The organism is Roseateles noduli, from assembly GCF_050626985.1.
Taxonomy (GTDB): domain Bacteria; phylum Pseudomonadota; class Gammaproteobacteria; order Burkholderiales; family Burkholderiaceae_C; genus Roseateles; species Roseateles noduli_A.
This window is the reverse complement of sequence record NZ_CP192463.1, coordinates 1,518,224-1,540,086: the sequence shown is the minus strand read 5'-3', so window position 1 is coordinate 1,540,086 and position 21,863 is coordinate 1,518,224. Positions and strand designations below refer to the sequence as shown.

The 21,863-nt window shown below is 70.3% G+C and carries 18 protein-coding genes; 9 read left to right on the top strand and 9 right to left on the bottom strand.

What is annotated here, in order from left to right; genetic code table 11:
* Positions 1–8 precede the first annotated feature (8 nt).
* Positions 9–1,457 (bottom strand): NAD-dependent succinate-semialdehyde dehydrogenase, encoded by a 1,449-nt coding sequence (locus tag ACQ4L4_RS06845; RefSeq protein WP_431104893.1) that lies wholly within the window; start codon positions 1,455–1,457, stop codon positions 9–11.
* 276 nt (positions 1,458–1,733) lie between these two features.
* On the opposite strand from ACQ4L4_RS06845, the gene ACQ4L4_RS06840 reads away from it, so the two are divergent.
* The gene (locus tag ACQ4L4_RS06840) at positions 1,734–4,259 is read left to right on the top strand and encodes a mechanosensitive ion channel domain-containing protein (protein WP_431103482.1); all 2,526 of its coding nucleotides are present in this window, start codon (positions 1,734–1,736) and stop codon (positions 4,257–4,259) included.
* Positions 4,260–4,380: 121 nt separating this feature from the next.
* Positions 4,381–5,010: a flavin reductase family protein gene (locus ACQ4L4_RS06835; protein WP_431104892.1), complete on the top strand. Its 630-nt coding sequence runs from the start codon at positions 4,381–4,383 to the stop codon at positions 5,008–5,010.
* A gap of 93 nt (positions 5,011–5,103) precedes the next feature.
* On the opposite strand, the gene ACQ4L4_RS06830 is transcribed toward ACQ4L4_RS06835, so the two are convergent.
* The 7 genes from ACQ4L4_RS06830 to ACQ4L4_RS06800 all read right to left on the bottom strand — a co-directional run bounded on the left by ACQ4L4_RS06830 (position 5,104) and on the right by ACQ4L4_RS06800 (position 11,208).
* The gene (locus ACQ4L4_RS06830; protein WP_431103481.1) at positions 5,104–6,192 is read right to left on the bottom strand and encodes a porin; all 1,089 of its coding nucleotides are present in this window, start codon (positions 6,190–6,192) and stop codon (positions 5,104–5,106) included.
* Positions 6,193–6,309: 117 nt separating this feature from the next.
* Positions 6,310–7,353 (bottom strand): tripartite tricarboxylate transporter substrate binding protein, encoded by a 1,044-nt coding sequence (locus ACQ4L4_RS06825; RefSeq protein WP_431103480.1) that lies wholly within the window; start codon positions 7,351–7,353, stop codon positions 6,310–6,312.
* A 127-nt stretch (positions 7,354–7,480) separates the two neighbouring features.
* Positions 7,481–9,166: a sensor histidine kinase N-terminal domain-containing protein gene (locus ACQ4L4_RS06820; RefSeq protein ID WP_431103479.1), complete on the bottom strand. Its 1,686-nt coding sequence runs from the start codon at positions 9,164–9,166 to the stop codon at positions 7,481–7,483.
* Positions 9,163–9,828, bottom strand: a complete 666-nt coding sequence (locus ACQ4L4_RS06815) for a response regulator (protein WP_431103478.1) — start codon at positions 9,826–9,828, stop codon at positions 9,163–9,165. Before ACQ4L4_RS06815 ends, ACQ4L4_RS06820 begins: the two co-directional genes overlap by 4 nt.
* 73 nt (positions 9,829–9,901) lie before the next feature.
* Positions 9,902–10,072 (bottom strand): hypothetical protein, encoded by a 171-nt coding sequence (locus ACQ4L4_RS06810; RefSeq protein WP_431103477.1) that lies wholly within the window; start codon positions 10,070–10,072, stop codon positions 9,902–9,904.
* Entirely contained in the window at positions 10,062–10,478 is a 417-nt protein-coding gene (locus ACQ4L4_RS06805) for a hypothetical protein (protein WP_431103475.1), read from the bottom strand. The genes ACQ4L4_RS06810 and ACQ4L4_RS06805 overlap by 11 nt, the downstream gene beginning before the upstream one ends.
* 397 nt (positions 10,479–10,875) lie before the next feature.
* Positions 10,876–11,208 carry a hypothetical protein gene (locus tag ACQ4L4_RS06800; protein ID WP_431103474.1) on the bottom strand — a complete coding sequence of 111 codons (333 nt, stop codon included), beginning with the start codon at positions 11,206–11,208 and terminating at the stop codon, positions 10,876–10,878.
* A 439-nt stretch (positions 11,209–11,647) separates the two neighbouring features.
* Between ACQ4L4_RS06800 and ACQ4L4_RS06795 the strand changes: the two genes are divergently transcribed.
* The 3 genes from ACQ4L4_RS06795 (at position 11,648) to ACQ4L4_RS06785 (ending at position 13,362) form a co-directional block, all read left to right on the top strand.
* Positions 11,648–12,073 carry an organic hydroperoxide resistance protein gene (locus ACQ4L4_RS06795; protein ID WP_431103473.1) on the top strand — a complete coding sequence of 142 codons (426 nt, stop codon included), beginning with the start codon at positions 11,648–11,650 and terminating at the stop codon, positions 12,071–12,073.
* 26 nt (positions 12,074–12,099) lie between these two features.
* Complete coding sequence (locus ACQ4L4_RS06790; protein ID WP_431103472.1) at positions 12,100–12,228, top strand: hypothetical protein; 129 nt, start codon at positions 12,100–12,102, stop codon at positions 12,226–12,228.
* Positions 12,229–12,345: 117 nt separating this feature from the next.
* Positions 12,346–13,362 carry an MBL fold metallo-hydrolase gene (locus ACQ4L4_RS06785; protein ID WP_431103471.1) on the top strand — a complete coding sequence of 339 codons (1,017 nt, stop codon included), beginning with the start codon at positions 12,346–12,348 and terminating at the stop codon, positions 13,360–13,362.
* Positions 13,363–13,425: 63 nt separating this feature from the next.
* Here the strand turns inward: ACQ4L4_RS06785 and ACQ4L4_RS06780 are convergent, their stop codons facing one another.
* Complete coding sequence (locus ACQ4L4_RS06780; RefSeq protein ID WP_431103469.1) at positions 13,426–14,850, bottom strand: MFS transporter; 1,425 nt, start codon at positions 14,848–14,850, stop codon at positions 13,426–13,428.
* Between the two features lie 158 nt (positions 14,851–15,008).
* Here ACQ4L4_RS06780 and tssJ point away from each other — a divergent pair, with 158 nt between their 5' ends.
* From tssJ to tssM, 4 genes are all read left to right on the top strand, one after another.
* The gene (tssJ, locus tag ACQ4L4_RS06775) at positions 15,009–15,560 is read left to right on the top strand and encodes a type VI secretion system lipoprotein TssJ (protein WP_431103468.1); all 552 of its coding nucleotides are present in this window, start codon (positions 15,009–15,011) and stop codon (positions 15,558–15,560) included.
* On the top strand, positions 15,557–16,891 hold the full coding sequence (tssK, locus tag ACQ4L4_RS06770) for a type VI secretion system baseplate subunit TssK (RefSeq protein WP_377155192.1): 1,335 nt from the start codon (positions 15,557–15,559) through the stop codon (positions 16,889–16,891). Before tssJ ends, tssK begins: the two co-directional genes overlap by 4 nt.
* A gap of 74 nt (positions 16,892–16,965) precedes the next feature.
* Complete coding sequence (locus ACQ4L4_RS06765; protein WP_431103466.1) at positions 16,966–18,288, top strand: DotU family type VI secretion system protein; 1,323 nt, start codon at positions 16,966–16,968, stop codon at positions 18,286–18,288.
* The gene (gene tssM, locus ACQ4L4_RS06760; protein ID WP_431103465.1) at positions 18,285–21,863 is read left to right on the top strand and encodes a type VI secretion system membrane subunit TssM; all 3,579 of its coding nucleotides are present in this window, start codon (positions 18,285–18,287) and stop codon (positions 21,861–21,863) included. The genes ACQ4L4_RS06765 and tssM overlap by 4 nt, the downstream gene beginning before the upstream one ends.

The following is a 21,863-nucleotide window of genomic DNA, read 5'->3' as shown; positions in this document are numbered from 1 at the left end:
TGTGGCGTTCAGACCCCGAGCAGCGACACCGCCTTGGTATTGAGATAGGCCTCCAACGCCTCCGGCCCCCCTTCCGACCCATAGCCCGAGTCCTTCACGCCCCCAAACGGCATTTCCGCTGACGGTGTAGCGGGCTGATTGACCCACAACATCCCGACCTCCATGCGTTGCGCCAGCAGATGCGCGTTCTTGATGGATTTCGTGAACGCATACCCGGCGAGTCCGAACGGCAGCCGATTGGCTTCCGCGATGGCTTCCTCGAGCGTATCGAACCCACGGATGGCTGCGATCGGCCCGAAGGGTTCGTCGTTGAACACGGACGCGTCGAGCGGCACATCAGCCAGCACGGTGGGTGCGAAGAAGTTGCCCGCGTTCCCGACGCGTTCCCCGCCGGTGGCGATCTTGGCGCCGCGTTCGCGTGCTTCCGCGACGATCTTGGACATGGCGACGACGCGTCGCTCATTGGCGAGGGGGCCGAGGGTGGTGCCATCGGCGAGCCCGTCGCCGAGCTTGAGTCCTTGCGCATGCTTGACCATTGCCGCGGTGAACTCGTCCTTCAGGCTGTTGTGGACGAGGAAGCGGGTCGGCGAGATGCAGACCTGCCCGGCGTTGCGGAACTTCGCTGCGCCGGCGGCCTTGACGGCGAGGGCGACGTCGGCGTCTTCCGCGACGATCACGGGCGCGTGCCCGCCGAGTTCCATGGTGACGCGCTTCATGTGCGCGCCGGCCAGCGCGGCGAGCTGCTTGCCGACGGGGGTGGAGCCGGTGAAGGTGACCTTGCGGATGACCGGGTGGGGGATCAGGTAGCTGGAAATTTCATGCGGGTCGCCGAAGACCAGGCCGACGGTGCCCGGGGGGACGCCGGCGTCGACGAAGGTCTGGAGCAGTGCCGCGGGCGATGCTGGCGTTTCCTCGGGCGCCTTCACGAGGAACGAGCACCCGGTCGCCAGCGCCGCGCCGAGCTTGCGCACGATCTGGTTGACGGGGAAGTTCCAGGGTGTGAACGCGGCGATGGGGCCGACGGGTTCCTTGAGCACGAGCTGCTGCGCGGCCAGGTTGCGCGACGGCACGATGCGGCCGTAGACGCGGCGGCCTTCGTCGGCGAACCATTCGATGATGTCGGCGCCGGCGAGGATTTCGCCCTTTGCTTCCGCGACGGGCTTGCCCTGCTCCTGGGTCAGCAGCCTGGCGATTTCCGGCGCGCGTTCGCGCAGCAGCGCGGCGGCGCGGCGCATCGTTGCGGCGCGCTCATGCGCGGACACGTTGCGCCAGGCTTCGAAGCCCTTCTGCGCGGCCTCCAGCGCGCGGTCCAGGTCCGCCCTGCCCGCGTGGGCGACCTTGCCGATCACGGCGCCGGTGGCGGGGTTGCGCACGTCGATGGTCTTGCCGCCGGTGGCGTCCACCCATTCGTTGGCGATCAGCAGGCGGGTGTCAGGATAGGAAGCGGTGTTGGTCATCGTGGGGTCCTCGAAGACGTGAAAAAGCGTGATGGGGCACTCTACCCGCTCGATGGCGGCGGGCGCATGCCGCGGCGTCATATCCGACCTCACCGGAAGCCCTCCCTGGCGCAGCGCGTCCGGATGGGTCGCAGAGCGCCCCGATGACCTCATGGGCCTCATTGGGGGGCCTCATTGGGGGCCTCACGAGGGCCTCGCGACGGCTCCGCGCCGGCCCCGGGACCGCCGCTTGCCGCCCAGGCGGCACCCTGATTCCGCGGTGCATGGATGACTGTTTTGCCGACTTCCCTGAGCTCCCTGCCCTCCCGTCGCTCGCCCCGGGCGACGTGGTTCCTGCCGAGGTGGCTGCTGTGCGCGCTGCTGCTCTGCGCCGCCACACTGGCGCTGCCCGCCTTCGCGCAAGACCCGTCGCCGGAGCCGACCGATCCCGCGAAGCTGCTCGACCTGGCCCGGACGGAACTCAAGGCGGCGCAGCCCAAGCCGGGCAAGGAACTGACGACCGAGGACCTGAACGCCATCAAGGACAAGGTCGAACGGGTGAAGTCGCGCATCGACCAGGCGCGCTCCGCGCTTCAGCCGAAGTTGGACGATGCCAAGAACCGGCTCGCGCAACTCGGCACGGCCCAGGCGGACGTGAAGGAAACCCCTGAGGTGGCGCAGTTGCGCGCGCAACTGGGGCGCGAAGTCGCCACGATCGACGGTCAGGTGAAGGTCGCCAACGACCTCGGCGGACAGGCCGACAGCACACTGCGCAACGCCAACGCGGCCCAGCGGCTGCAGCTGAGCGCCCGTCTGGGCGAGCGCGTGCCGTCCTTGCTCCAGTCGGGCTTCTGGCGGGCGCTGGGCGCTGATCGCGCGGCCGACGTGGAACGCGCCCGCGTGTTCGGGATCGAGTTCGGGGCCTTGTGGTCCTCGGTGCCGGCCTCGGCCTGGGCGACCTTCGTCGCCGCGGTGGCGGCGTGGTTGCTCCTGTGTCTCGGCGCCCGGCGATTGACCGCGCGTCTGTGTGCGACGCGGATTCCGCCAGGTCGCCTGCGCCGGTCGCTGTTCGCGATCAGCGAGGTGATCCTGCGCACCCTGCGACCCGGCCTCATCGCCCACGGCCTGGTGCTGACCTTGACCGCCAGCCTCGTCGACGGCGCGCCGGACGGTCCGGACTCGCTCGCCCAGTGGCTGGACACGGCGGAGATGATCGTCTGGTTCGGCGGCTTCATCGCCGGTCTCGGGGCGGCGCTGCTGATGGCGCGCAAGCCGTCGTGGCGGCTGCTGCCGGTGCCGGACATCGCCGCGTCGCGCCTGGCCTGGCTGCCGCGCACGCTCGCAGGCGCCGTCGTGCTGGGCTGGCTGTCGTCCCGCACCGCGGCCACGCTGGACCTGAGCGCGTCGAGCAGCAGCGCCGTACAGACGCTCGCTTCGCTGACCTTCATCGCCGTACTGGGTGCCGCCATCGCGCAACTGCGGCGCCACGCTGGCGGCGCGACGCAGGACGGCGCCGCCACTGACGACGCCGGCACCGGGAACCATCCCGAACTCACGATCCGACCGCTCTGGCTGTCGGTGCTGCGCGCCGTCGCCTGGCTGACGCTGGTCGGCGCGACGCTGGCGCTGCTGATCGGCTTCGTGTCGCTGGCGATGTTCGTGCTGAACCAGGTGGTGTGGGGCTTGATCGTGATCGGCGGCGCCTACCTGCTGACGGTGCTGGTCGACGACCTCTTCATGACCCTGCTGGCGCCCTCGCCCTCGCCCTCGTCGGCGGCCACGTCGGGGGACGGCAGGAACGATGGCAAGGGCGACCACAATGGCGACAACAAGGGCGGCCCGAACGCAAGACCTGGCACCTCCGCCGCCGCCGCCGACGGTCCCGCGCCGCCGCGCACGCGCGAGCAGACCGCCCTGCTGCTGTCCGCCGTCTGCCGCGTGTCGATCGCCTTCTTCGCGCTCCTGCTGCTGCTCGCGCCGTACGGCGAAGGACCGATGGACCTGGTGCGCCGCTCCGGCAGCCTGCAGGACGGCCTCACCATCGGCACGCTGCAGCTCAACCCGATCAAGCTGCTGCAGGCGCTGGCCGTGCTGTTCGCGGGCCTGGGCGCGGTGCGGCTGCTCAAGGCCTGGCTGACCGACAGCTACATGCCGACCACGCGGATGGACGTCGGCATGCGCTCGTCGACGACGACGCTGTTCGGCTACGTCGGCACCGTGGCCGCGATCGCGGCGGCCTTGACCGCCGTCGGCTTCAGCCTGCAGAGCGTAGCCTGGGTCGCCAGCGCGCTGTCGGTGGGCATCGGTTTCGGCCTGCAGTCGATCGTGCAGAACTTCGTCTCCGGCCTGATCCTGCTGGCCGAGCGGCCGGTGAAGGTGGGCGACTGGGTCTCGCTGTCCGGCGTGGAGGGCGACATCCGCCGCATCAGCGTGCGGGCCACCGAGATCCAGATGGGCGACCGCTCGACGGTGATCGTGCCGAACTCCGAGTTCATCACCAAGATCGTCCGCAACGTCACCTACGGCGAGTCGCTCGGCATGGTGCAGTTCAAGCTGCCGATGCCGCTGGCCACGGACACCGACCGCGTGAAGGCGCTGGTGCTGGAAGCCTTCCAGGCGCACGGCGGCGTGCTGTCCGCGCCGGCGCCGAACGTGCAGCTCGACGGCGTGGACGGGACGAACCTGGTGCTCAACGCGTCGGGTTTCGTGAACTCGCCGCGCGCGGCCTACGGCATCAAGAGCGAGCTGCTCTTCGACGTGCTGTCGCGCCTGCGCGCCGAGGGACTGCTGCCCGGACAGACCTCGCCGCCGGCGCCGGCGTGAGCACCTGAGCACCTGAGCGCCTGAGGGCCGGAAGGCCGGAGGGCTGAATCACGCGCAGGAGCAAGGTCCGGCGACCGCCGTCACAATGGTCGCCGCCATGAAGACGCTCTTGAACGAACTCCTGAACGAACACGTCGCGCCGGTCCCGCTGAACAAGGCCTACCGGCTGCTCAACCACGGGCCGACCGTGCTGGTGTCCGCCGCGCACGGCGGCGTGCGCAACGCGATGGCCGCGGCCTGGTCCTGCGCGCTGGACTTCCAGCCGCCGAAGGTGACGGTGGTGCTCGACAAGGCGACGCGCACGCGCGAGCTGGTGGAGGCCAGCGGCTTCTTCGTGCTGCAGGTGCCGACGGCCGCGCAGGCCGAGCTGACGCACCGGCTCGGCAACCGCAGCCTGCATCAGGATGCGGACAAGCTCGCCCACGCGGGGGCGAGGCTGGTCGATGTCGAGCTCCCGGCCGATGCGGGCGCCGGCCCCGAGGGCGCCGCCGCGGGTCCCGTCCCGCTGGTGGACGGCTGCGCCGCGTGGCTGGTGTGCCGGGTCTTGCCCGAGCCCCGCAACCAGTGGATCTACGACCTGTTCATCGGCGAGGTCGTCGCGGCCTGGGCCGATGCCCGCGTGTTCAGCGACGGGCATTGGCACTTCGAGTCCGCGCCGCCCGAGCTGCGCACGCTGCACTACATCGCGGGCGGCCAGTTCTACGCGATCGGGGAATCGATCGTCGTGCCGGACACGCCCGCGGCGGGTTGAACGGAGGGGATCCGCGCCAAGGCGGATCGATCGCGGCCTCGCAGTGACGGCGACGTCGGACCGGTGCGGTCCGGACCGACGTGCCGACGCCGGTCAGAACCGGTGCTGGATGCCCAGGCCGACGCTGGACTGCGAATCGCCGAAGCCGTTGTCGTCGCGCGAGACGCTGACCCGTCCGCCGTCGCCCGACTTCGCCGTGGAGGCCACCGCGTAGAGGCTGGTGCGCTTGGACAGCTCGTACTTGGCGCGCAGCGCATACAGCTTCGGATCGTCGGTGCCGCTGGCGCCGCTGGAGATGTTCTGGAAGTAGACGGCCGGCGTGATGCTCAGCGCGGGCGTCGCCTGCCAGGTCGCGCCCAGCCAGGTCATCGTGCTCTTCGCATCGGCGCCGCCGACCGCGAACGCCTTCCTGTAGACGCGTTGCGCCAGGAACAGCTTGACCGGCTTCCAGTCATAGGACGCCGCCCAGTGCAGCGCCTTTTCCTTGTCGTAGCGGCCGTTGGCGGCGATCGTCGCGCCGTTGCGCTGATCGACGACCAGCGTCGCCGAGAACGGCCCCGCCGTGTACGCGCCCGCCAGGGCGAAGAAGCGGCCCGCCGAGTCCGAGCCCGTGACCTCGCCGAGCGCGTAGGTCGCGCCGACCTTCACCGGGCCGAAGGTCCCCTGGTACTTGATCAGGTTGGACATGCCCGTGGCCATCCCGTCCTTGCGCGGCAGCGTCGCGATCTGGCCCCCGGACGTGGCCCACGAGTAGAACGGCGCGTAGCCCATCGGGTCGAACGGCAGCAGGAAGTCGTAGGTGGTCGTGTAGGACCGGCCGGCGACGACGCGGCCGAATCCCCCCTCCAGGCCGACGTTGGCCTGACGGCCCCAATAGGACGAGCCCGCCATGCCGGTGTCGAAGGCGACTTCGGCCTCGAGCTGGAACACGGCCTTCAAGCCGCCGCCGAGGTCCTCGGCGCCGCGCAGGCCCCAGCGGGAGGTGTTCATGCCGCCCGACGTCAGGCCGAAGCGGTGGTCGCCGGCGGCGTTCATGTGGTCGCGGTATTCCAGCAGGACATCGGCGATGCCGTAGACGGTGACGCTGCTCTGCGCGAAGGCGGACGGTGTCGCGCACAGGGCCAACAGGCCGGCGGCGCACAGGGTGTTCAGTCGGATCGGGGTCTTGCGGGAGGGTGTCAAGGGAGTCTCCTTGTTGTCGTTGAAAAAATCCGGACGCAGGGGCGCCCGCGGTCCTCACGCGGTGAGGCCCGGGCTTGGGGGAATCGACAGGGAAGCGGGACCGGCGCTTCGACGCGCTCAGCGTCTGAGGCCGAAACGGGTGGCGAGCTCGACGTACTCGCGGTTCTGCCGGTCGATGACGTCGCGCAACGCCGGGCCGGTGAGCGCGAGCGGGAACAGACCGTGCCGCGCGCGGACCTCGGCGAAGGCCGGCGCGGCCATCAGGTGGTCGAAGGTGGCGGTCCACGCGGCGACGTCGCCGTCCGAGACCTTCGGCCCGACATAGAAGCCGCGGATCGCGGGCCAGACGATGTCGACGCCCTGCTCGCGCGCCGTCGGCACGCCCGACAGCGGGCCGGGCAGGCGCTGGTCGGCGAGCACCGCCAGCGCGCGGAAGGAGCTGCCGGGGCCGAGCTTGTCGAAGACCTCGGACGCGTCGCCCATGTAGACCTGGACGTGGCCGCCCTTGAGCGCGGCGATCGCTTCGCCGCCGCCCTCGAAGGCGACGAAACGCATCGACTTGTGGTCCACGCCGCCGGCCCCGGCGACCAGCGCCGACTTGACCCAGTCCTGGCTGCCGATCGTGCCGCCGGCGGCGAAGCTGATGCGGCCCGGATCGGCCTTCAGCGCGGCGAGCAGTTCGGGCAGCGTCTTCCACGGCGACTGCCGGCCGACCAGGACCACGCCGTAGTCGACGCCGATGGCGGCGATCCAGCGCACGTCGTCGACGCTGCGCTTGCCGAAGCGGCCATGCGAGAGGTTCAGCAGCGAGCCGCTGGAGAAGGCCACCAGCGTGCGCGGCTCGGCGGGGCGGCGCGTGACGATCTGGTCGAAGGCGATCGCGCCGACGCCGCCCGGCATGTAGCTGATGCGCATCGGCGTCGTCGTGAGGCCGGCCTGCTGGAACGCGGCCTGCGCGAGCTTGCAGCTCTGGTCGAAGCCGCCGCCGGGCTTGGCGGGGGCGATGCATTCGGGCGCGGTGTCGCCGCCCGGCATCGGCGCCATGGCGGGCATCCTGGCGGGCGCCGAGGCGCCCCGGCCCGGCTGCGCCGCGACACCGGCGGACGCGGTCAGCCAGACGGCCGCCATGAGCGTGGCCGCCCAGGTCGAGATCGATCGCATGTCTTGTCTCCTCGCGGTGGTCTGTATCGCCGCCGACCGTCGTCGATCGCGAAGACTCGCGCATCGTCGACAGGCTCGCGCGGTCGCCCGCCACCTGCTGGTGACGAACTCTAGGAAAGCGGCGCTTTCAACCGGCTTTCAGCGTGACAGGAATTTCCGCCGTCGCGCGCAGCGGAAGCCGCAGCGTGACGGTGGTGCCACGCTCGAGGCCGTCGGCGTCCAGACGCGCCGCGGCGATCTCCATGTCACCGAGGTGGCGACGGACGATCGCCCGCACGATGGCCAGACCCAGCCCCGATCCCGGCAGGTCCACGTTGCTGCCGCGGAAGAAGCGCTCGCCCGCGCGCGGCCGCTCGTCGGCGGGAATGCCCGGGCCGTCGTCGACGACACGGATCACGGCCCACTGCGCGCGTTCTCCGCTCATTCCGCCCTCTCCGTTCTCGCCGCTCTCTCCGTTCTCGCCGCGCTCGCCGCGCTCGCCGCGCTCGCCGCGCTCGCCGCGCTCGCCGCGCTCGCCGTTCTCGCCGTTCTCCCCGCGCTCCCCGCGCTCCTCGCGCGTGCCTCCCGTGCCTCCCTCGCCGCGCGCCTCGCTCCGCCCGCCCTGCCCGGCTGCCTTGTGCGCCTGCCTGCGTTCCACCCCGACCTGCAGCGTCACCGCACCGCCGCGCGGCGTGTAGCGCAGCGCGTTGTGCAGCAGGTTCAGCAGCGCCTCGCGCAACTGGCCTTCGTGGCCGAGCACGACGATGTCCCCGCCCGTGTGATCGAAGCCGAGGTCGATGCCCTGCTCCCGCGCCAGCGGCCAGGATTCGCGCGCGCAGCGATCGGCCAGACGGTCCAGCGCCAGCGGCGTCATCGCCACCGCCGCGGTATCGGCGCGGGCCAGCGCCAGCATCTGGTTGGTGCGACGCACGGTGTCGTCGATCTGGCCCTTGAGCGCGGTCAGCGCTTCGGCGAGCCGCTCCGGGTCGCGCTCGCGGCGCGCGTAACCCACCATCGTGGCCAGCGTCGCCAACGGCGTGCGCAACTGGTGCGAGGCGTCGTCGACGAAACGCCGTCGGCCGTCGATCAACTCGCGCTGCCGGGCGAGGTGATGGTTGATCGCGCGCACCAGCGGCGCGGCGTCGGCGGGCACCTCGGTCTCGTCGACCGGCGACAGGTCGTCGTCGGCACGCGCCTCGACCTCCCGCCGCAGCCGCTCCAGCGGCCGCAGCGCCCAGCCGATCACCAGCGCCAGCGTGCCGGCGACGATGGACACGGTCAGCAGATCGCGCCACACCGCCTGCAGCAGCAGCGCGCGCGAGAACGCGTTGCGCGAGTTGGTGCTCTCGGCCACCTGGATGATCATCCGCCGGCCGGGGCGTTCGGGATCGAGCTCGCGCGCCCAGGCGCCCACGCGCACCGGGGCGCCGAAGTACTCGGCATCGATGAAGCGCGGCACGCCGGTCTTCAGCGGCTGGCCGGGCAACGGCAGGCCGGCGTTGCCGATCTCGACGAGGCCGTCCTCGGTGCTGACGCGGAAGAAGACCTGCCCGCTGGCGGTCAGCTCGAAGAACTCCAGCAGCCGGTACGGCATCTCGACGGACAGGCCGCCGGTCTCAGTCGAGACGTTGCTGTCGATCGCCTTGATCGCGCCGAGCAGCGAGCGGTCATAGGCGGAGTTGGCCGCCTGCAGCGCGGTGCCCCAGGTCAGCGCCAGCTCGATGCCGACGGCGGCCAGCATCACCGGCAGCACCAGTGCGAGCAGCGTGCGGCGGACGCTGAAACGGTGCCAGCGGGTCGGGAGCGAGGGCCAGCGGAGGCCAAGGCGTTTCACATCGCTTCCAGCACGTAGCCCAGGCCGCGCAGCGTGGTGATGCGGACCTTGCCGGACTCGATGCGGCGGCGCAGCCGGTGAACGAGGACCTCGACGGCCTCGGGCCGGACATCCTGCTCGTCGGAGAACAGGCGCTCCAGGATCTCCTGCTTGGACATGGGCTCGCCGCTGTGCTGGATCAGCGTGCGCAGGACTGCGTGCTCGCGCGGCGACAGCGCCAGCGGTTCGCGGTCCAGCGTGAAGAGCTTGGAGGCCGCGTCGTAGACCAGCGGGCCGCAGGCGAAGCGCGGCTGGTCGCGGCCGCGGGAGCGGCGGATCAGCGCGATCAATCGGGCTTCGAGTTCCTGCAACTCGAATGGCTTGGCGAGGAAGTCGTCGGCGCCTTCATGCAGCGTGCTGACGCGTTCCATCAGCGAGTCGCGTGCGGTCAGCACCAGCACGGGGACGCGCGAATCGGCGTCCCGCAGCCGCGCCAGCACCTCGTGGCCGCCCAGGCCGGGCAGTCCGAGGTCCAGGATCATCGCGTCGTAGCGGGTGGCGGCGAGCTGGTTCAGCACCAGCCGGCCGTCGTCGACCCAGTCGACGACGAAGTCGTTCTGGGCAAGCGCCTTCACCAGCCAGTCGGCCAGGGGCTTTTCGTCTTCGACGAGGAGGATCCGCATGGCGCGCGATGCTAGCGCGGCGGTTTGCGGTGGCGGCTAGTGTCTTTCCACATTCCACCGGGGAAAGCGATCGTCACACGGCACGTTGGCCGCCCTCCGTGTCTTCAGGATTGCCATCGCTTTTGCCGGAGTCTTCCGACATGTCCAACCAACCCAGTTTGAACATCACGACACCTGCAATACCAAGAAGGATGGCATACACCACACCGGCCGCTGCCCACGAGATCAGGAATTCACGCAACATGAAAGGCCTTCACAAATAGAAAGTAATGCCCATAGGCGTTGAAAATCACCAGCCACCACATCGTCAAGAACGAAAGAAACTGGCGGAATCGTCCTTGACCGTTATGAGCCGCCGCCATCATGAGCGGCTCGAGCCAACGGACGATGACCATCCAGATCGCCATCGAAACGAAGATCAAGGCCGGCACGACCGGAGGCAGGAGAGCTCGGACGGCCTCGTTGGGTGTGCTGCAGGCCACATCTCGAATTGAAATGGCCGATGCCCCGTCAAATACCAGAAAGAGCAGCGCCGAGTCGGCGGCGGAACTCAGTAACGCGGACCTCCCCCGCAGCGTCATATTCAGAATCCATGTGACTGCTGGGGGGCAGATTCCGGCGAGCCAATAGGCCAGTACTTCTGACGTCATGGGTACTCCAAAGGTCATCCGATGCATCCGATCCTATGACTGCGCGAGATACCCCAAAACGAGTCCACCCCGCGTTTTGCGAGGTTCTTGCCATCAAAACAGTGCAAATAAGTAGTCCGGCGTCACCGCGGGACAAACTGGGGCTAGCAAGACGCGCCGAACGCGTCGTGGATCGATGAGGGGATGGCCTTGTTCAGGCGTGTCGGAGGCCGCAGCGCGGGCCACCCGGGCCCGGACAGGCGCCGTCTCCCGACGGCACGGGTTCGCGCCGCACCGCGGTCGCGAGACTCCTCCGGCTGGCGCTGCACAGCGCCAGGAACGGCTAGGGATGCGTGAACCTCCCCGCCGCGGCCCGAGACGGCATCGCGGACCGCCGGCAGCGGCGGGGGATACCCGCTCAGGCGGACAGGCCGCGCGTCGCGTCGATCGTCGCGATCGCCTCGACCGTGTCGCCGTGGCGGACCAGCCAGCTGACCTTCTCCAACTGGCGCAGATCGCTGGAGTTGTCCGGGTCGCGTTGCGCCATCAGTTGACGACGCACGTCGCGCAACAGGTGCATCGCGTTGTCCTGGTGATCGCAGTAGAGCTCGACCTGCACCGCGCGCAGCTGCTGCTGGATCGTCGCGCGGCGCTCCGACCGGCGCGCCATGTCATCGGGATTCGTCGAGGCCTGGGCCGACGCCGCCGCGAACGCGGCGACCATGGCGAGGATCGGGGTGGACTTGCTCATGTGCATCTCCTTCGGCTCGGCGGGCTCCGCGCCGGTGGCGTCTCGGGAAAGGCGTCGCCGTGGGCCGCGGGGCCGGTCGGGCCGATTGCGTCAAACATCGTGTTGCCCTGGGCGTAAGGTGCGCCCACCGAATTAGGGCGTGCTTAAGAAAACCTGCCGCCGGGCGCTGGAAAACCTGTCGCGGCGCTGGGCGCCCCAGGTTTTACGCGGCGGCAACGTCGGCGTCACGGACCGTCACAGAGGCGGCTCCGCGAGAGGTCGTGCGCCTCGCCGGTCCTGGCACTCGCGGGGGCGGACGGTCTGTTTGTATGCCAGTGTGTCCAACGCCTGCGACGACACGCGCCGCGCCAATTCGGCCGGGTGCTCACACATCGTCGATACATCGGCCCGATGCAATGCGGGTCATGCAGCGAGTGACGCTGTGCCACTGGAGTCCGACATGCCCCCGACCACCGATCACGTCCAGGTCCTCTACACCGCCCACACGCACACGACCGGCGGCCGCGACGGCCGCGGCCAGTCCGACGACAGCCGTCTCGACGTCCAGCTGGGGTCGCCCGGCACGTCGCGGCCCGGCACGAATCCGGAACAGCTGTTCGCGGTCGGCTGGTCGGCCTGCTTCATCGGGGCGATGGGCCTGGCCGCCCACGCGATCGGCGTGCGGCTGCCCGCGGAGGCCGCCGTCGACGCGTCGGTCGACCTCAACAAGGGCGCCGATGGCTACTTCCTGAGCGCCAAGCTGCGCGTCAGCCTGCCCGGCCTGCCCCGCGACACGGCCTACGAGCTGATCAAGCGCGCCCACGAGACCTGCCCCTACTCGAAGATGACGCGCGGCAACATCAACGTCGGCCTGGAACTGGCCTGAGCGGGCGACAACACGGGATGCACCTCATGAAGCGATGGCTGCTCGCCCTGCTCTTCCTCCTCGGCGGCGCGGCGCATGAGGTGCGCCATCCGCTGCAGTGCACCGCGATCACGAGCGGGGCCGGCGCCTCCGGAAGACGCAGGCGCGCGTCCTGAGGGGCGCCCCGGCCCGGGGACATCAGGCCGAGGCATCGACGCTGGGGCATCAACGCTGGGACATCAACGCTGGGTATAGTGACTTTCACTGTCACCCCGCCGCACGCTGCTTCGGCCATGAGCCCCGTTCCCCCTGCCCCATCCCCTGCCGTTCTCCCCGCCGTTCTCCCTGCCGTTCCTCCGGCGGACTCTTCCGCCTTCACGATCCGGGCCTTCCACGACGACCGGACCGGCACGGTCAGCTACGTGCTGGCCGACCCCGCGACCCGCCAGGCGGCGATCGTCGATCCAGTGCTCGACTTCGACCTGAAGTCCGGCCGCACCGCCACCACGCAGGCCGATCGCCTGCTGGCGCACGTCGCGCAGGCCGGGCTCACGGTGCAGTGGATCCTCGAGACCCACGCCCATGCCGACCACCTGTCGGCGGCGCGGCATCTGCAGGCGCATGTCGGCGGCCGCATCGCCATCGGCGAACACATCCGCGAGGTGCAGGCGGTGTTCCGCAAGCTCTACAACCTGGAGCGCGATTTCCTGCCCGACGGCCGCCAGTTCGACCACCTGTTCCGCGACGGCGAGACGTTCATGATCGGCGGCATCGAGGCGCAGGCGCTGCTGGTGCCGGGACATACGCCGGCCTGCATGGCCTACCGCATCCGGGGTGGCCCCGAGACACGCCGTGAGACCGGCCTTGAGATGGGCCTTGAGGAAGGCGGTGAGGCAGGCAGCCAGGACGTGGTCTTCGTCGGCGACACGATGTTCATGCCCGACGTCGGGACCGCGCGCGCGGACTTCCCCGGCGGCGACGCGGCGACGCTGTACCGCTCCATCCGCCGCCTGCTGGCGCTGCCGCCGGCGACCCGGCTCTTCGTCTGCCACGACTATCCGCCCGAAGGCCGCGCGCCGGCCTGGGAAACGACGGTCGCCGAGCAGCGCGCCCGCAACATCCACGTCCATGACGGCGTCGGCGAAGCCGAGTTCGTCGCGCTGCGCACCGGGCGCGATGCCCAGCTGGAGGTGCCGGCGCTGATCCTGCCCTCGATCCAGATCAACATCCGTGCCGGCCAGATGCCGCCCGCCGAGGACAACGGCGTCAGCTACCTCAAGATCCCGCTGAACACGCTGAGCCGACCATGATTGCCAATGACTCTGGCAGTGACTGCGGTGACCGGCGGCGATTCGGGGGCGATCAGGGGTCGATCAGTGCCCGCCCGCGGCGGTGCCTTGATCCTCGTGGTCGACCGTCACCGGAAACGGCGCCAGCCACGCCAGCACGATCGGCGGGATCGAGAACACCAGCACCCAGCCGAAGAAGCTCGCGTAATGCTGCCCCAGACCCGCGTAGAGCCAGCCGCTGACGCTGCCCGTCGTCCACCGGGTCAGCGCCATCACGCCGGTGGCCATTGCGTAGTGGGTCATCTTGAAAGGCCCCGGCGCGATCTGCTGCATCATGTACAGCATGTGCCCGACGGAGCCCATGCCGAAGCCGAACTTCTCGATGGCGACCACGGCGCCGATCCACCACAGGTCCGTCGGCATCGCGTGGCTGAGGTAGTAGTAGGTCAGATGCGGCAGGTTGAGCGCGACCGCCAGCAGCAGGAACGAACGTCGCAGCGTCATCTTCGCGGCGATGAATCCGCCGAGGAAGGCGCCCGCGATGAACGCGATCGTGCCGGCGCTGCCGTAGATGTGGCCCAGCGCCGCGTTGTCCAGGCCGAGCCCGCCCGCCGAGCGCGGATCCAGCAGGAACAGCGGCCCGAACTTCTCGATGAAGCCCTCGCCGAAGCGGTAGAAGAAAACCACGGCCAGCATCATCCAGATCGACGGCTTCTGGAACAGCGTGATCCACGACTGCCGCAGCGACACCATCGCGCTGGCCAGGTCCTGCCCCTGCACCACCGACGGGGCGCCCGTCGGCAACACGCGCAGGTGCCACAGCCCGAAGCCGCCCATCATCGCCGCCGCACCCAGCATCACCGCCATCCAGCACTGCACCCAGCTCCAGCCCAGCGAGCCGTGCAGCCAGCCGGTCAGCGACACCAGCAGGCCCGACGCCACGACCGCGCCCAGGTTCCAGCACATGCCCTGCACGCCGGCGTAGCGCGCCTGCTCGCGCGGGTTCATCGTGGTCATGAACACCCCGTCGGCCACGATGTCCTGCGTCGCCGAGGCGAAGCCCGTGATCCAGAAGAAGGCCAGCGACGCGCGGAAGAAGCCGTCCAGCGGCAGGCAGAACGCGACGGCGCCGATCGACGCCATCATCAGGAACTGCATCGTGATCACCCACCAGCGCTTGGTCCTGTAAGGCTCCAGCAGCGGCGACCACAAGGGCTTGAGCACCCACGGCAGGTACATCTGCGAGGTGTAGAGCGCGATGTCCTCGTTGGACACGCCCATGTTCTTGTACAGGATGGCCGCGACCAGGCCGACCAGCACGTTCGGCAGGCCCATCGCCAGGTACAGGGAGGGCACCCAGGTCAGCGGATGACGGGCATGCACCGCGGCGGCCTCGCCGGACGGTGCCTCGCCCAGCGGCGTAGTGCTCAGCGGCGTATTGCCCAGCGGCGTAGTGCCCGGACGCGCGGGCGCGCCACTGCCGGCGACCTGGGATAGATCTGCGCTCATCGACTGTCTCCTCTTATGGGTGCGGAGCATAGAGCACTCTGACAACGCTGTCATACGGGCAAGTGCGGAGTCTCCGGCGAGGACCCCCGATTACCTAAGTCACCACCCCGAAGCCCCCCCGCTGGCTATCCTTTCTTCCGGTCAAGAAGGACAAGCAGATGCTCACGCCGCGTTCGGGATATTCGGGAACCCACTCCCTCACTCGCAGGGCTGCTGTCGCGGCCCCGCTGGCCTTGGGGGCGTTGCTCGCCCTGGGCGCCTTGGGGGGCTGCTCGTCCCTCGACAAGATCAACCCGTTCTCCAGCTCGGAGAAGCCGACGGAGGTCACCAAGGGCAGCATCCAGGCGTCGGCCCAGGTGAACCCGAGCGTGACCAAGCGCCCCTCCCCGCTGCTGGTGCGGGTGTATGAGCTGAAATCGGACGTCGGCTTCAATGCGGCCGACTTCGTCAGCCTGTACCAGAAGGACCAGGCCGAGCTGGGCGGCGAGATCGTCTCCCGCGAGGAGATGACGCTGCAGCCCGGCGAAGCGCGTCCGTGGACGAAGAAGATCCTGTCGCCCGAGACGCGCTTCGTCGCGGTCTTTGCCGCCTACCGCGACCTGGAGCGCGCGCGCTGGCGCGCGGTCGTGCCGGTGGTGGTCGGCAGGAAGCAGGAGATCCTCATCCAGGCCGAAGAGCTGTCGGTCAGCGCGACGGTCAGGCTGCCGTGAGCTGGCACAGCAAGGTCATCTGGTCGCAGGGCATGTTCCTGCTGCCGCACCATTTCCAGCAGGAGACCCGATACCTCGAGCACCTGGTGGACAGCCGCGCCCGCGCGTTGGCGCCGCACGGCTGGGGATTCACCGAACTCGTGCTGGACGAGGCGCTGCTCAGCGTCGGCCGGCTGGGCATCGTGCGCGCGAGCGGCATCCTGCCCGACGGCACCCCGTTCCAGATTCCCCAGGCGGATGCCGCGATGGCGCCGTTGGAGGTGCCCGCGGACCTGAAGGGCGACATGGTCGTCCTGGCGGCGCCGATCGCCCGCCCCGGCACGGACCAGGTCGCGTTCAACGGCCACGATGCGGGCGAGCTGCACCGTTATCACGTCGTCGACCAGGACCTGCGCGACCAGACCAGCGCCGGCGACGAGCCCGAACCCGTGCAGACCGGCGCGCTGACGCTGCGCCTGCTGCCCGCCCGCGAGCTCAACGACGCCTATGCCGCGCTGGGCGTGGCCCGCATCGCGGAGCGCCGCGCCGACCAGCAGCTGGTGCTGGACCGCAGCTACATCCCGCCGCAGACGCGCATCGACGCCAGCGGCCATCTGTCCGTGATGGCGTCGCTGCTGCACGGGCTGGTGCGCCAGCGCGCGCAGCTGCTGTCGTCGCGTATGGGGCAGCTCGGCAACGGCGTGTCCGAGCTGGCCGACTTCCTGATGCTGCAGGCGCTGAACCGCGCCGACCCGCTGTTCCGCCAGCATGCGGCCTCCCCGCACGTGCACCCGGAAACGCTGCATCGCGACTGCCTGCAGCTGGCCGGCGACATGGCCACCTTCGTGAGCGACACCCGGCTGGCCTCCGAATATCCGCTGTACCGCCACGACGACCTGCGCGGCAGTTTCGCGCCCTTGCTGGAGGACCTGCGCCGCATGCTCAGCGTCGTGCTGGAGCGCAACGCGCTGCAGATCGACCTGACCGAACGCACCCACGGCGTGCGCACCGCCGTCGTCCCCGACGCCGACCTGCTGCGCAGCGCGAGCTTCGTCATCGCGGTCAACGCGCAGGTGGCGGCGGAACAGCTGCGCCAGCGCTTCCCCGCGCAATCCAAGCTGGGCCCGGTGGACCGCATCCGCGACCTGGTCAACCTGCAGCTGCCCGGCATCAGCATGCGCGCGCTGCCGGTGGCGCCGCGCCAGTTGCCGTTCCACGCGGGCTTCCACTATTTCGAGCTGGACCGCGGCGGCGACCTCTGGAAGCAGCTCGAGCGCAGCGGCAGTCTGGCGCTGCACGTGGCCGGCGATTTCCCCGGACTGGAACTGGAGCTCTGGGCCATCCGGCAGTGACCGCCGCTCGCGGCGACGTCGGGCCCCGCTCCACGCTTCCACCGATTCAAGACCAGTAACCTCCGGGAGCCGGCATGGACCCCTCCGCGCTCAACGATCCGTTCGCAGGCTTCGACGATCAGCGCACCTTCATCAAGCCCCGTCCGGGCGGCGCGCAGGCGCCGCGCGGTGCCACGCCGTCGCCCGACTCCGTGCAGCCCGACGCCGCCCCGCCGGCCGCCGGGCTCAACCCGCTGCTGACGCTGGCCAATCCGCTGCTGCTGCTCGTCCCGCAATTGCGCGGGACGCGCCGCGTCGACGACGTGGCCGTGCTGCGCAACAACCTGGCGCAGGGCATCCGCGACTTCGCGGCCCGCGCCGCCGCGGCCGGCATTCCGCCGGAGCGCGTCATGGCCACGCGCTACGTGCTCTGCACGATGATCGACGAGGCCTGCGCCGACACGCCCTGGGGCGGCTCCGGCGTCTGGGCGCGGCACAGCCTGCTGTCGATGTTCCACAACGAGACCTGGGGCGGCGAGAAGGTCTTCCAGCTGATGGCCCGCCTGGCCGAGAAGCCCGAGGCCAACCGCGACCTGCTCGAACTGATCTACGCCGCGTTGACGCTGGGCTTCGCCGGCCGCTATCGCGTCATCGACAACGGTCCGGCGCAACTGGAAGCAGTGCGCGACCGTCTGGCCCAGATCCTGAAGCAGCAGCGCGGCGACTACCCCGCCGCGCTGGCGCAGCACTGGCAGGTCGAGGCCATCACCCAGCGCCGTCACATCGGCTGGCTGCCGCTGGCGGCGACCGCGGCGCTGACGGCGCTGCTGCTGGTGGGCGTGTACCTGTCGCTGACGCTGTCGCTGGCGGAGCGCTCCGATCCGGTGTTCGGGCAGATCCAGGGGCTGCGGCTGTCGCCGCCCGTGGTCGCTCCGCCCCCGCCGCCGGCCAAGCCGCGGCTGGCGCAGTTCCTGCAATCCGACATCAAGGCCGGCCTGGTCGCCGTGCGCGACGAGGTCGACCGCAGCGTGGTGACCATCCGCGGCGACGGTCTGTTCGCGCCGGCCAGCGCGACGATCGTGCCGGAGCGCGAGGCGCTCATGACCCGCATCGCCGACGCGCTGACGCAGGTCCAGGGGTCGGTGCTCGTGACCGGCCACAGCGACAACACGCCGATCCGCACGGTGCGTTTCCCCTCCAACTGGCACCTGTCGGAAGAGCGCGCCAACACCGTGCGCGAGCTGCTGATCGCGCGCCGTGTCGCCCCCGAGCGCATCCGCGCCGAGGGCCGCGCCGAGGCCGAGCCGGTCGCCCCCAACGACACCCCGGCCAACCGCGCGTTGAACCGGCGCGTCGAAGTCAGTCTGATGGTCAATGGCCGCGCGCCTGAAGCGCCGGCGCGCGGAGCTTCCCGATGAAACGCGTCCTGGGATGGATCTTCAACCGCTGGGTGCTCCTGGCGGTGCTCGTGCTGGCGGTCGCGCTGCTGATCTGGATCATCGGTCCGCTGGTGGCCGTCGGCGAGGCTCGCCCGCTCGACACCGAGCGTTCGCGCTGGCTCACGATCGGCGTGCTCGTCCTGATCGTGGCGCTGTGCATCGCCTGGAGCCGCTGGCGCGCCAAGCGCGGCAACAGCGCCGTCGTCAACCAGCTGCTGCAGCAGCCCGCCGCGGACGCGCCCGAGCGCGAGACCGCCGACATGCTGGCCGTGCGCGAACGCTTCCGCCAGGCGCTGCAGATGCTGCAGCGCTCGCGCTTCGGCGCGGAGGGATCGGCGGGCTTCGGCGCCAAGCTGCGCTCGCGCTTCGGCGGCCGTTATCTCTACGAGCTGCCCTGGTACCTGATCATCGGCGCGCCGGGTTCGGGCAAGACCACGGCGCTGCGCCACAGCGGGCTGAACTTCCCGCTGGCGGACCAGATGGGCGACCACGCGATCCGCGGCGTGGGCGGCACCCGGCATTGCGACTGGTGGTTCACCGACCGCGCCGTGCTGATCGACACCGCCGGCCGCTTCACCACGCAGGACAGCGATCCCACCAACGACAAGGCCACCTGGAGCGGCTTCCTGCAGATGCTGCGCCGCTCGCGCCCGCGTCAGCCGATCAACGGCGCGCTGGTGACGGTGTCGGTCACCGACCTGCTGTCGCGCAGCCCGTCGGAGCGCGCCCAGCACGCCGCCACCGTGCGCGCCCGCGTGCAGGAGCTGCAGAAGGACCTGGACATCCGCTTCCCGGTCTACCTGCTGGTCACCAAGGCCGACCTGCTGTCGGGCTTCATGGACTACTTCGCGACGGTCGACAAGGACCAGCGCGCGGCGCCGTGGGGCTTCACCTTCCCGCGCAACAGCACGTCGCCGCTGGCCGGCTACGGCGCGGAGTTCGACGCCCTCGAGCAGCGCCTGCAGAACGGCCTGATCGACCGGCTCCAGGCCGAGCGCGATCCGCAACGCCGCGCCCGCATCTACGGTTTCCCGGCGCAGTTCGCGAGCCTGCGCGCGCTGCTGGCGGAGTTCGCCGAGGGCGTCTTCGCGCCCTCCCCCTATGAAGCGCAACCGCTGCTGCGCGGCGTGTACTTCGTCAGCGGCACGCAGGAAGGCACGCCCATCGACCGCGTGCTCGGCTCGGTGGCGCGCAGCTACCAGATCGAGAACGCGGTGCTGGCGCCCAACCAGGCCAGCGGCCGCAGCTACTTCCTGAACCGGCTGCTCAACGAGGTCGTCTTCGCCGAGGCCGGCCTGGGCGGCACGCACCGCGGCTGGGAGCGCCGCCGCAACGCGCTGGCGCTGGGCGGCTACGCCCTGGTCGCGGTCGCCGGCATCGGCCTGCTCACGGCCTGGACCGTCAGCTACTTCAACAACAGGAAGTACCTGGAAGAGACCTCCGCCCGCGCGGACCAGGTCCGCGAGCTGCTGCAGGCCACGCCCAACCGCGCGACCGCCGACCTGCTGCCCATCCTGCCCGCGCTGCAGGCCACGCGCGCGCTGGCCGCGGTCGACGAGAACGTCCCGTGGTCGATGCGCATGGGCCTCTTCCAGGGCAAGAAGCTCGACAGCGCGGCGCGCGCGGCCTACCAGCGGATGCTGGGTGACGCGGTGCTGCCGCGGCTGGTGCTGCGCATCGAGGAACAGCTCCGCCAGGGCGCGGCCACGCCGGTGACGCTGTACGAGGCGCTCAAGGCCTACGTGATGCTGCACGACCCGCAGCACTTCGACGCCCCGGCGCTGAAGCAGCACATCGAGGGCGACTGGGAGACCACGCGCCGCGAGCTCACGCCGGACCAGCGCGAGGCGCTCGGCGCCCACCTGGACGCGCTGCTGTCGCAGGGCGGCATCGCGTCGCCGCTGCCGGAGGACGCCTCGCTGCTGACGGCGGTGCGCACGCAGCTCGCGACGCAGCCACTGCCGCAGCGGATCTACAACCGGCTGCGCGCGCAGGGCCTGGGCACCGAATATCCCGACTTCACCGTCGCGCGCGCCGGCGGCCACAACGCGCCGCTGCTGTTCACGCGGGCCAACGGCGCGCCGCTGACGCAGGGCGTGCCGGGCTTCTTCACCCGCGACGCCTACCTGCGCGGCTTCCAGCCGCGGGTCGGCCAGGTCGCGGACGAGCTGGCCGCGGAAGAGCCGTGGGTGCTCGGCGTCGCCGCCGCGCCGAAGAATCCGCAGGACCTCGTGCGCGCCAACGCGCCGCTGGTCGACGACGTCCGCCGGCTCTACCTGAACGACTACGCGGCCTCCTGGGAGTCCTTCCTCAACAGCGTGAAGCTGCTGCCGATGGCGACGGTGCCGCAGTCGGTGGAACGCTCGCGCATGCTGTCCGCGCCGGACAGCCCGCTGGGTCCGTTCCTGCGGGCGGCGTCGCGCGAGACCACGCTCGCGCAGCCCGGCAACGCGATCGAGAACGCCGAGCGCCGCGCCGCGGACCTGGTCCAGCAGACGCGCGAAAAGGTCGCGGGCATGTTCTCCGGCAAGCCGGGTCAGCAGAACCCGGCGGACCCGAACGCGCCGCGCATCGAGAACATCGTCGACGACCGCTTCGTCGGCCTGCGCAGCATGGTCACGGCCCCGGCCGGCGGCGGCAAGGCGCCGCTGGACGAGACCGTCGGCCTGATCGCCGAGGCCAACATCATGCTGACGGCGGCCGATTCCGCGCTCAAGGGCGGCAGCGCGCCGCCGCCGTCGCCGGTGCCGACGCGACTGAAGGCCGCCGCCGCGATGAGCCCCGAGCCGCTGCGCACGATGCTCGACGACCTGGGCAGCAGCAGCGCCCGCGTGTCGCAGGGCGCGATGCGCCAGAACCTCGGCATGGAGGTGCGCTCGCAGGTCGGCGAGTTCTGCAACCAGGCCGTTTCCGGGCGTTATCCGCTGGATCGCAACTCGCCGCGTGACGCCACGCAGGCGGACTTCGCGATGCTGTTCGGGCCGGGCGGCAAGATCGACCAGCTCTTCCAGCAGAAGCTGGCGCCCTACGTCGACACGACGACGCGGCCGTGGAAGTTCCGCGCCGTCGAGGGCACGCCGCTGGGTGGCGACAGCGGCACGCTGCCGCAGTTCCAGCGCGCGCAGGCGATCAAGGAAACCTTCTTCCCCGGCAGCGCCACGCCGTCGCTGCGGCTGGACTTCAAGCCGATCGAGATGGACACCACGATCCAGCAGTTCATCCTGGACGTGGACGGTCAGATCGTGCGCTACAGCCACGGTCCGCAGATCCCGACCTCGGTGCAGTGGCCGGGACCGCGCGGCAGCTCGCAGGTGCGGGTGCAATTGAGCCCGGTCAGCGCGAGCGGCTCGTCGGGCCTGGTCAACGACGGCCCGTGGGCGCTGTTCCGGCTCTTCGACCGCGTCAAGATCGAGAAGACCGCCGCGCCCGAGCGCTTCAAGGCCACCTTCGAGATCGAAGGCCGCAAGGCGGTCTTCGAGGTCACCGCCAGCAGCGTCCGCAATCCGTTCCGTCTGCCGGAGCTCAATGAGTTCCGCTGCCCGGGCGGTCTGTGA

Excerpts from the sequence above, each read along its gene's own strand:
- ACQ4L4_RS06845 (WP_431104893.1), bottom strand. The coding sequence starts at position 1,457 with ATGACCAACACCGCTTCCTATCCTGACACCCGCCTGCTGATCGCCAAC.
- ACQ4L4_RS06825 (WP_431103480.1), bottom strand. The coding sequence starts at position 7,353 with ATGCGATCGATCTCGACCTGGGCGGCCACGCTCATGGCGGCCGTCTGG.
- ACQ4L4_RS06815 (WP_431103478.1), bottom strand. The coding sequence starts at position 9,828 with ATGCGGATCCTCCTCGTCGAAGACGAAAAGCCCCTGGCCGACTGGCTG.
- ACQ4L4_RS06810 (WP_431103477.1), bottom strand. The coding sequence starts at position 10,072 with ATGTTGCGTGAATTCCTGATCTCGTGGGCAGCGGCCGGTGTGGTGTAT.
- ACQ4L4_RS06805 (WP_431103475.1), bottom strand. The coding sequence starts at position 10,478 with ATGACGTCAGAAGTACTGGCCTATTGGCTCGCCGGAATCTGCCCCCCA.
- ACQ4L4_RS06800 (WP_431103474.1), bottom strand. The coding sequence starts at position 11,208 with ATGAGCAAGTCCACCCCGATCCTCGCCATGGTCGCCGCGTTCGCGGCG.
- ACQ4L4_RS06795 (WP_431103473.1), top strand. The coding sequence starts at position 11,648 with ATGCCCCCGACCACCGATCACGTCCAGGTCCTCTACACCGCCCACACG.
- ACQ4L4_RS06790 (WP_431103472.1), top strand. The coding sequence starts at position 12,100 with ATGAAGCGATGGCTGCTCGCCCTGCTCTTCCTCCTCGGCGGCGCGGCG.
- ACQ4L4_RS06785 (WP_431103471.1), top strand. The coding sequence starts at position 12,346 with ATGAGCCCCGTTCCCCCTGCCCCATCCCCTGCCGTTCTCCCCGCCGTT.
- ACQ4L4_RS06780 (WP_431103469.1), bottom strand. The coding sequence starts at position 14,850 with ATGAGCGCAGATCTATCCCAGGTCGCCGGCAGTGGCGCGCCCGCGCGT.
- tssJ (WP_431103468.1), top strand. The coding sequence starts at position 15,009 with ATGCTCACGCCGCGTTCGGGATATTCGGGAACCCACTCCCTCACTCGC.
- ACQ4L4_RS06765 (WP_431103466.1), top strand. The coding sequence starts at position 16,966 with ATGGACCCCTCCGCGCTCAACGATCCGTTCGCAGGCTTCGACGATCAG.
- tssM (WP_431103465.1), top strand. The coding sequence starts at position 18,285 with ATGAAACGCGTCCTGGGATGGATCTTCAACCGCTGGGTGCTCCTGGCG.